Annotated in this window: 8 protein-coding genes; 6 read left to right on the top strand and 2 right to left on the bottom strand. The window is 68.6% G+C overall.

From position 1 onward, the window contains the following. Window positions 1–141: 141 nt before the first annotated feature. Genes ADL25_RS03730 through ADL25_RS03720 form a run of 3 tightly spaced genes read left to right on the top strand, consistent with a single transcriptional unit; the run spans window position 142 to window position 2,791 of the window. Window positions 142–1,521, top strand: a complete 1,380-nt coding sequence (locus ADL25_RS03730) for a M16 family metallopeptidase (protein WP_059126163.1) — start codon at window positions 142–144, stop codon at window positions 1,519–1,521. A gap of 52 nt (window positions 1,522–1,573) precedes the next feature. Further along, entirely contained in the window at window positions 1,574–2,326 is a 753-nt protein-coding gene (gene dapB / locus ADL25_RS03725) for a 4-hydroxy-tetrahydrodipicolinate reductase (RefSeq protein WP_059126162.1), read from the top strand. A 12-nt stretch (window positions 2,327–2,338) separates the two neighbouring features. Next, window positions 2,339–2,791 carry a tetratricopeptide repeat protein gene (locus ADL25_RS03720; protein ID WP_059126161.1) on the top strand — a complete coding sequence of 151 codons (453 nt, stop codon included), beginning with the start codon at window positions 2,339–2,341 and terminating at the stop codon, window positions 2,789–2,791. A gap of 113 nt (window positions 2,792–2,904) precedes the next feature. On the opposite strand, the gene ADL25_RS03715 is transcribed toward ADL25_RS03720, so the two are convergent. Both ADL25_RS03715 and ADL25_RS03710 read right to left on the bottom strand, forming a co-directional pair. Continuing rightward, window positions 2,905–3,459 carry a PH domain-containing protein gene (locus ADL25_RS03715; protein ID WP_059126160.1) on the bottom strand — a complete coding sequence of 185 codons (555 nt, stop codon included), beginning with the start codon at window positions 3,457–3,459 and terminating at the stop codon, window positions 2,905–2,907. A 115-nt stretch (window positions 3,460–3,574) separates the two neighbouring features. Continuing rightward, the gene (locus ADL25_RS03710; protein ID WP_059126159.1) at window positions 3,575–3,811 is read right to left on the bottom strand and encodes a hypothetical protein; all 237 of its coding nucleotides are present in this window, start codon (window positions 3,809–3,811) and stop codon (window positions 3,575–3,577) included. 243 nt (window positions 3,812–4,054) lie between these two features. On the opposite strand from ADL25_RS03710, the gene thyX reads away from it, so the two are divergent. The 3 genes from thyX to ADL25_RS03695 all read left to right on the top strand — a co-directional run bounded on the left by thyX (window position 4,055) and on the right by ADL25_RS03695 (window position 7,718). Further along, the gene (thyX, locus tag ADL25_RS03705; RefSeq protein WP_059126164.1) at window positions 4,055–4,795 is read left to right on the top strand and encodes an FAD-dependent thymidylate synthase; all 741 of its coding nucleotides are present in this window, start codon (window positions 4,055–4,057) and stop codon (window positions 4,793–4,795) included. Between the two features lie 210 nt (window positions 4,796–5,005). Continuing rightward, window positions 5,006–5,905, top strand: a complete 900-nt coding sequence (dapA, locus tag ADL25_RS03700; RefSeq protein ID WP_059126158.1) for a 4-hydroxy-tetrahydrodipicolinate synthase — start codon at window positions 5,006–5,008, stop codon at window positions 5,903–5,905. 127 nt (window positions 5,906–6,032) lie between these two features. Beyond that, a complete protein-coding gene (locus tag ADL25_RS03695) occupies window positions 6,033–7,718 on the top strand; it encodes a ribonuclease J (RefSeq protein ID WP_059126157.1) in 1,686 nt (561 codons plus the stop codon). Window positions 7,719–7,977: the final 259 nt, after the last annotated feature.

Below are 7,977 nucleotides of genomic sequence, written 5' to 3'. Positions count from 1 at the left end.
GGAGAACGTCGAGGACGTCCTCGGCGTGGGCCACAAGGTCCAGGTCGAGATCGCCGAGATCGACTCCCGCGGCAAGCTCTCCCTCATCCCGGTGATCGAGGGCGAGGGCGAGGCCGACGAGGCGAAGGACGACACCGACAAGTGACGTCCCGTGGCTTCAAGGTGACGGCCCGCTCCTCCTCGGAGGCGCGGGCCGTTGCCCGTACCCAAACTCTGATCAAGGGTGTGAACGGCATCGGTACCGTCCGCAAGACCACTCTCCCAGGTGGCCTGCGTGTCGTCACCGAGACGCTGCCCTCGGTGCGCTCCGCCACCTTCGGCATCTGGGCGCACGTCGGCTCGCGTGACGAGACGCCGTCCCTGAACGGCGCCACGCACTACCTGGAACACCTGCTCTTCAAGGGCACGCAGCGCAGGAGTGCCCTCGACATCTCCTCGGCGATCGACGCGGTCGGCGGTGAGATGAACGCGTTCACGGCGAAGGAGTACACGTGTTACTACGCACGCGTGCTCGACACCGACCTGCCGCTCGCCATCGACGTCGTGTGCGACATGCTCACCGGCTCGCGGATCCTCGAAGAGGACGTCAACATCGAGCGGGGCGCGATCCTCGAGGAGATCGCGATGACCGAGGACGACCCCGGCGACTGTGTGCACGACCTGTTCGCGCACACGATGTTCGGCGACAACGCCCTCGGCCGACCTGTCCTCGGCACGGTGGACACCGTCAACGCCCTGACCGCCGACCGCATCCGCCGCTTCTACAAGAAGCACTACGACCCCACGCACCTCGTCGTCGCGTGCGCCGGCAACATCGACCACAACAAGGTCGTCCGTCAGGTGCGTGCCGCCTTCGAGAAGGCCGGTGCCCTCACGGGTACGGACGCCGTGCCCCTCGCCCCGCGCGACGGCCGCCGCGCCATCCGTACGACCGGCCGCGTCGAGCTGCTCGGCCGCAAGACCGAACAGGCGCACGTGGTCCTCGGCATGCCCGGACTCGCCCGTACCGACGACCGCCGCTGGGCCCTCGGCGTGCTGAACACCGCTCTGGGCGGCGGCATGTCCTCGCGCCTGTTCCAGGAGGTCCGGGAGAAGCGCGGTCTCGCCTACAGCGTCTACTCGTACACCTCGGGCTTCGCCGACTGCGGCCTGTTCGGCGTGTACGCGGGCTGCCGGCCGAGCCAGGTGCACGATGTGCTCAAGATCTGCCGCGACGAGCTGGACCAGGTCGCCGAGCAGGGCCTGTCCGACGACGAGATCGAGCGCGCCATCGGCCAGCTGCGGGGTTCCACGGTCCTTGGGCTCGAGGACACGGGCGCGCTGATGAACCGTATCGGCAAGAGCGAGCTGTGCTGGGGCGACCAGATGTCGGTGGACGACATGCTGGCCCGGATAGCCGCGGTCACCCCGGACGACGTCCGGGCGGTGGCCCGGGAGATCCTGGGGCAGCGGCCCTCGCTGTCGGTCATCGGTCCGCTCAAGGACAAGCAGGCGTCGCGTCTGCACGAAGCGGTCGCGTAGCTTCTCGACGCATCCGACCGTCCTCGACAAGTTCGACCAAGGAATCAGGAACATGAGCAAGCTGCGCGTGGCGGTCCTCGGTGCCAAGGGCCGGATCGGATCGGAGGCGGTACGGGCCGTCGAAGCCGCCGAGGACATGGAACTCGTCGCCGCCCTCGGCAGCGGCGACAAGCTGGAGACCCTCGTCGTCGCCGGCGCTCAGGTCGCGGTGGAGCTGACCACCCCGGCCTCGGTGATGGGCAACCTCGACTTCTGCGTACGGCACGGCATCCACGGAGTGGTCGGCACCACCGGCTGGACCGACGAGCGCCTCGCGCAGCTGAAGGGCTGGCTCGCCCAGTCCCCGGAGACGGGGGTCCTCATCGCCCCGAACTTCTCCATCGGCGCGGTGCTGACCATGAAGTTCGCCGAGGTGGCCGCCCCGTACTTCGAGTCCGTCGAGGTGGTCGAGCTGCACCACCCGAACAAGGTGGACGCCCCGAGCGGCACCGCCACGCGCACCGCCCAGCTCATCGCCGCCGCGCGCGAGAAGGCGGGCAGCGTCCCGCAGCCCGACGCCACGGTGACGGCTCTGGACGGCGCGCGTGGAGCCGACGTCGGGGGTGTCCCGGTGCACGCGGTCCGGCTGCGCGGACTGCTCGCCCATCAGGAGGTGCTGCTCGGCGGTGAGGGCGAGACCCTCACCATCCGCCATGACTCGCTGCACCACAGCAGCTTCATGCCGGGCATCCTGCTCGGCGTCCGCCGCGTCGTGACCGCCCCGGGCCTGACCTTCGGCCTGGAGCACTTCCTCGACCTGAAGTAGAAGCAGCCGTCCATGCGCGCGAAGATCACCTATACCGTCACGGCCGCCGTCCTGGTCGTCTACTTCGTCCTGGTCGGCAGCCGCGGCCTGCTCCTGATCCAGAACGGGACCCCGGTCACCGTCGCCTTCGGCGTGGCGGTGCTGATCCTGCCCGTCATCGGGGTCTGGTTCCTGTGGAAGAACACGCAGTTCGTACGCAGGGCCAACCGGCTCGCGGCCCAGCTGGACGCCGAGGGAGGCCTGCCGGTCGACGAGCTGAGGCGCACGCCGAGCGGGCGCATCGACCGTGACTCGGCCGACGAGGTCTTCGCGAGGCGCAAGGCGGAGACGGAGGCGGCCCCGGACGACTGGCGCAGCTGGTTCCGGCTGGCGGTCGCCTATCACGACGCCCGTGACACCCCCCGCGCGCGCAAGGCGATGCAGCGGGCGATCTCCCTGCACGAGGGCCGAACGGTCGGGACCTGACCGCAGGAGTCCCCGGACGCCCTCAGGGCGCCCTCGCGGGGCCGAAGACGCCCGACCCGCACGACGAAGGGGCCGGTTCGCACAGCGCGAACCGGCCCCTTCGTCGTCGTGCGTCAGCCCTCGCGGTGCTCGCCGGCCCAGGCCTCCACCGTGTCCGCCGCGCGGTCGAACGCCTGCGCACGCGCCAGGAAGTCCGCCCCGTGCGTGGTCATCAGCGGCAGGTCCTCGGAGGTGCGGCCCCTGGACGAGAGGACCAGCGCCTGTCCCTGCACCGTGCGCGGCAGTCCGAGCCAGCGCACCGGCTGCTGCACCGTCCGTACGGAGACGATCTGCCCCCAGGCGACGGTGCGTGTGCTGAAGAAGGCCACCCGGCGCAGTCCGCGGGCGCTCACCCACACACCGACCCGCAGCAGCCGCAGGGCCGCGGCGATGATGAGCACCCCGATCACGAGCCCCGTACCGGCGCTCGACGGCGTGCCGGTGAGCCCGATGATGACGCCCGCGAAGAGCACGTACGAAGCGAGCAGCAGCAGAAGGGCGGCCGCGCCCACCCGCCACGGGCCGGGACGGTAGGGGCGCCGCCAGCGGTCACGGTCGTCGTAGGGCAGCGGAAGATCGTCCGCCGCTTGATCGTAGGTACGGTCGGCCGTCAGAAAGGGCAGGGGCACGGCTGATCCTCGCTCGGTCCATGGGGCTGTGCCCGGTGAGGCTATCGAGCCGGCTCTCCTCCCACCACCCTCGGGGTTCCGAGGGGGTGCCTCCGCGCCGGACGGGCGAGGGGGGTCAGCGGCCGTCGGACGCCTCGGAGTGCTGCGTGGGCGCGGGCGACTGCTGCTGCAGGGAGGGCATGCCCAGCACCAGGGCGCCCACCAGCCCCGCGACGATGGTGAGACCCATCAGCCAGCGCCCGGCCATCTGCCCGCGCGTGGCGCGCTCGCGGGGCGGGGGAGCGATGTTGCTCCGGAAGGAGTCGGCTTCGGCGAGGAAGGCGAAGGGTACGGACTCGCGCCGACGGAACATGGGGGCGCTTCTCCTTTTCGGGCTCGAAGAGGTCCTGGGGCCGGTGTGGGTGAACTCAGGGCGACGCGAACGGATCGTCGTCACCAACACAGACGCGCGAATGGCGTGAATGGTGCCCTGTTTCGCTGATTTCGCCGAAGTTCGGGGGCGAATGTCGCGGACCGGTACCGAAGGTCCCGTTGTCAGTGCCGGGTCGTAGAGTGGGCGCCGCCCGAGCCCGTGATGGGAAGGACCCTCCACACCGTGACCGACATCCCAGCCGACGACCTCAAGCCCAGCTTCCGCAGCGACGTCACCGTCGAGCTGGTCAAGCACAGCGCGGCCGACTCCGACGTGCTGTGGGCCGCCCGTGTCTCCACCGCCGGCGAGCAGTCCCTCGACGAGCTGAAGAAGGATCCGGAGCGTTCCAAGGGACTGATCAACTACCTGATGCGGGACCGTCACGGCAGCCCCTTCGAGCACAACTCGATGACCTTCTTCATCAGTGCCCCGATCTTCGTCTTCCGCGAGTTCATGCGGCACCGCGTGGGCTGGTCGTACAACGAGGAGAGCGGGCGCTACCGCGAGCTCCAGCCGGTGTTCTACGTCCCCGCCGAGTCCCGCAAGCTGGTCCAGGAAGGCCGCCCCGGGAAGTACCGGTTCGTGGAGGGCACCGCCGGCCAGCAGGAGCTGGTGGGCCGTGTCATGGAGGAGACGTACGTGCACGCGTACGAGGCGTATCAGGAGATGCTGGCCGCGGGTGTCGCGCGCGAGGTCGCCCGCTCGGTCCTGCCGGTCGGACTTTTCTCCTCGATGTATGCGACGTGCAACGCGCGCTCGCTCATGCACTTCCTCGGCCTGCGCACCCAGCACGAACTCGCCAAGGTGCCGTCCTTCCCGCAGCGGGAGATCGAGATGGTCGGCGAGAAGATGGAGGAGGCGTGGGCCGGACTCATGCCGCTCACGCACGCCGCGTTCAACGCCAACGGGCGCATGGCGCCGTAACACGCACCTTTTTCCCGGTCGGGCACAGATGTGCGGTCAGCTGAGCGAGGTGTCCGTATTGCGGCATTTCGAGAAGTTCATCTAGCCTGATCAAACGGACCCGGCACTGCTTGAACCCCCGAGCAGGCAGTGCCGGGCTCCATCTTTGTCAGGACTTTTCCCGACCCCCTAGGGCAGACCGCGCCCGAGGCAGCGAGTAGCGTGTTACCCATGGCTCCGACCTCCACTCCGCAGATCCCCTTCGGGCGGATCCTCACCGCCATGGTCACGCCCTTCACGGCGGACGGCGCACTCGACCTCGACGGCGCACAGCGGCTCGCCACCCACCTGGTGGACGCAGGCAACGACGGCCTGATCATCAACGGCACCACCGGTGAGTCGCCCACCACGAGCGATGCGGAGAAATCGGATCTCGTACGGGCCGTGCTGGAGGCGGTCGGCGACCGCGCCCACGTCGTCGCCGGCGTCGGCACGAACGACACCCACCACAGCATCGAGCTGGCCCGCGCGGCACAGGCGGCCGGCGCGCACGGTCTCCTGACAGTCACGCCGTACTACAACAAGCCCCCGCAGGACGGCCTGTACCGGCACTTCAAGGCCATCGCCGACGCGACGGACCTGCCGGTCATGCTCTACGACATCCCGGGCCGCAGCGGTGTCCCGATCAACACCGAGACCCTCGTCCGGCTGGCCGAGCACCCGCGGATCGTGGCCAACAAGGACGCCAAGGGCGATCTCGGCCGCGCCAGCTGGGCCATCGCCCAGTCCGGCCTCGCCTGGTACTCGGGCGACGACATGCTCAATCTGCCCCTGCTGTCCGTGGGCGCGGTGGGCTTCGTCTCGGTGGTCGGCCACGTCGTCACGCCGGAGCTGCGTGCCATGGTCGAGGCCTACGTGGGCGGCGACGTCCAGAAGGCACTGGAGATCCACCAGAAGCTGCTGCCCGTCTTCACCGGCATGTTCCGCACCCAAGGCGTGATGACGACCAAGGCCGCGCTCGCCCTCCGGGGCCTGCCCGCCGGCCCGCTGCGGCTGCCCATGGTCGAGCTTTCCTCCGAGGAGACCGCCCAGCTCAAGATCGATCTTGCCGCCGGCGGGGTAGAGCTCTGACAAAGACTTCACAACTGAATAGGCAGGACACAGGTGCCTGCATCCCACATCGACAACTGCTTTTGCACGAACGTCATGCGCGCCGCGTGCCCCACAGGTACGTGGCGCGTGTGGTCAGGAGAGTCTTTTGAGTCATCCGCATCCTGAACTCGGCCCACCCCCGCCGCTGCCCGAAGGTGGCCTGCGGGTCACCCCGCTCGGCGGACTCGGCGAGATCGGCCGAAACATGACGGTCTTCGAGTACGGCGGCCGTCTGCTGATCGTCGACTGCGGAGTGCTCTTCCCGGAGGAGGAGCAGCCCGGAATCGACCTGATCCTGCCGGACTTCTCGTCCATCAGGGACCGCCTCGACCAGGTCGAGGGCATCGTCCTCACGCACGGCCACGAGGACCACATCGGCGGTGTCCCGTTCCTGCTGCGCGAGAAGCCCGACATCCCGCTGATCGGCTCCAAGCTGACGCTCGCCCTCATCGAGGCCAAGCTCCAGGAGCACCGCATCCGTCCCTACACGCTCGAGGTCGCCGAGGGCCGGCGCGAGCGGGTGGGTCCCTTCGACTGCGAGTTCATCGCGGTCAACCACTCCATCCCGGACGCGCTGGCGGTCGCCATCCGCACGCCCGCCGGAATGGCGGTCCACACCGGCGACTTCAAGATGGACCAGCTGCCGCTGGACAACCGTCTGACCGACCTCCACGCGTTCGCGCGGCTGAGCGAGGAAGGCATCGACCTCCTGCTCGCCGACTCCACCAACGCGGAGGTCCCGGGATTCACCCCGCACGAGCGCGACATCTCCAACGTCCTGCGCCAGGTCTTCGCGGGTGCCCGTAAGCGGATCATCGTGGCGAGCTTCGCCAGCCATGTCCATCGCATCCAGCAGATCCTGGACGCGGCACACGAGTACGGCCGCCGGGTCGCCTTCGTCGGCCGCTCCATGGTCCGCAACATGGGCATCGCGCGGGACCTGGGCTATCTGAAGGTCCCACCGGGCCTGGTCGTCGACGTGAAGACCCTGGACGATCTACCGGACGAAGAGGTCGTGCTGGTCTGTACGGGCTCGCAGGGCGAGCCGATGGCGGCGCTGTCGCGGATGGCCAACCGGGACCATCAGATCCGCATCGTCGACGGCGACACGGTGATCCTCGCGTCGTCGCTGATCCCCGGGAACGAGAACGCGGTCTACCGCGTGATCAACGGCCTGACCCGCTGGGGCGCCAACGTCGTGCACAAGGGCAATGCAAAGGTGCACGTCTCGGGCCACGCGTCCGCGGGCGAGCTGCTGTACTTCTACAACATCTGCCGCCCCAAGAACCTGATGCCGGTTCACGGCGAATGGCGCCATCTGCGGGCGAACGCCGAGCTGGGCGCGCTGACGGGTGTGCCGCACGACCGGATCGTCATCGCCGAGGACGGCATCGCCGTCGACCTGATCGAGGGCAAGGCGAGGATCTCCGGCAAGGTCCAGGCCGGATACGTCTACGTCGACGGCCTCTCGGTCGGTGACGTCGGCGAGCCGGCGCTGAAGGACCGGAAGATCCTCGGCGACGAGGGCATCATCTCGGTCTTCGTGGTCGTGGACTCCTCGACGGGCAAGATCACCGGCGGTCCCTATGTCCAGGCGCGCGGCTCGGGCATCGAGGACTCGGCCTTCGACGTGATCATCCCGAAGATCACCGAGACACTGGAGCGGTCGGCCCAGGACGGCATCGTCGAGCCGCACCAGCTGCAGCAACTGGTGCGGCGGACTCTGGGCAAGTGGGTCTCGGACACCTATCGGCGCAGGCCGATGATCCTGCCTGTGGTCGTTGAGGTCTGACGTCCCGTCAAGACCTCACCCACGTGCGACTGGAGCGGGGCGCCTCGATTTTCATCGAGGCGCCCCCCTCCAGTAAGTTTACGGCTCCGCCTGCAGGGGAACCCGACGCAACCGAGCGTCCGGGACAACCTCGGTGGGGTGGAAATCCCGACTCAGAACTTCTGATAAAGTCGGATCCGCCGGAAAGGGAAACGCGAGAGCGTAAACCTGGAAAGCGCCGAGGAAATCGGATCGTGAAATGGTCTGATAGAGTCGGAAA

Source organism: Streptomyces sp. NRRL F-5122 (genome assembly GCF_001507435.1).
Classification (GTDB): domain Bacteria; phylum Actinomycetota; class Actinomycetes; order Streptomycetales; family Streptomycetaceae; genus Streptomyces; species Streptomyces lannensis.
Note: the sequence above shows the minus strand (reverse complement) of the source record. Positions and strands in the feature narration are given on the sequence as shown.

Excerpts from the sequence above, each read along its gene's own strand:
- dapB (WP_059126162.1), top strand. The coding sequence starts at position 1,574 with ATGAGCAAGCTGCGCGTGGCGGTCCTCGGTGCCAAGGGCCGGATCGGA.
- ADL25_RS03720 (WP_059126161.1), top strand. The coding sequence starts at position 2,339 with ATGCGCGCGAAGATCACCTATACCGTCACGGCCGCCGTCCTGGTCGTC.
- ADL25_RS03710 (WP_059126159.1), bottom strand. The coding sequence starts at position 3,811 with ATGTTCCGTCGGCGCGAGTCCGTACCCTTCGCCTTCCTCGCCGAAGCC.
- dapA (WP_059126158.1), top strand. The coding sequence starts at position 5,006 with ATGGCTCCGACCTCCACTCCGCAGATCCCCTTCGGGCGGATCCTCACC.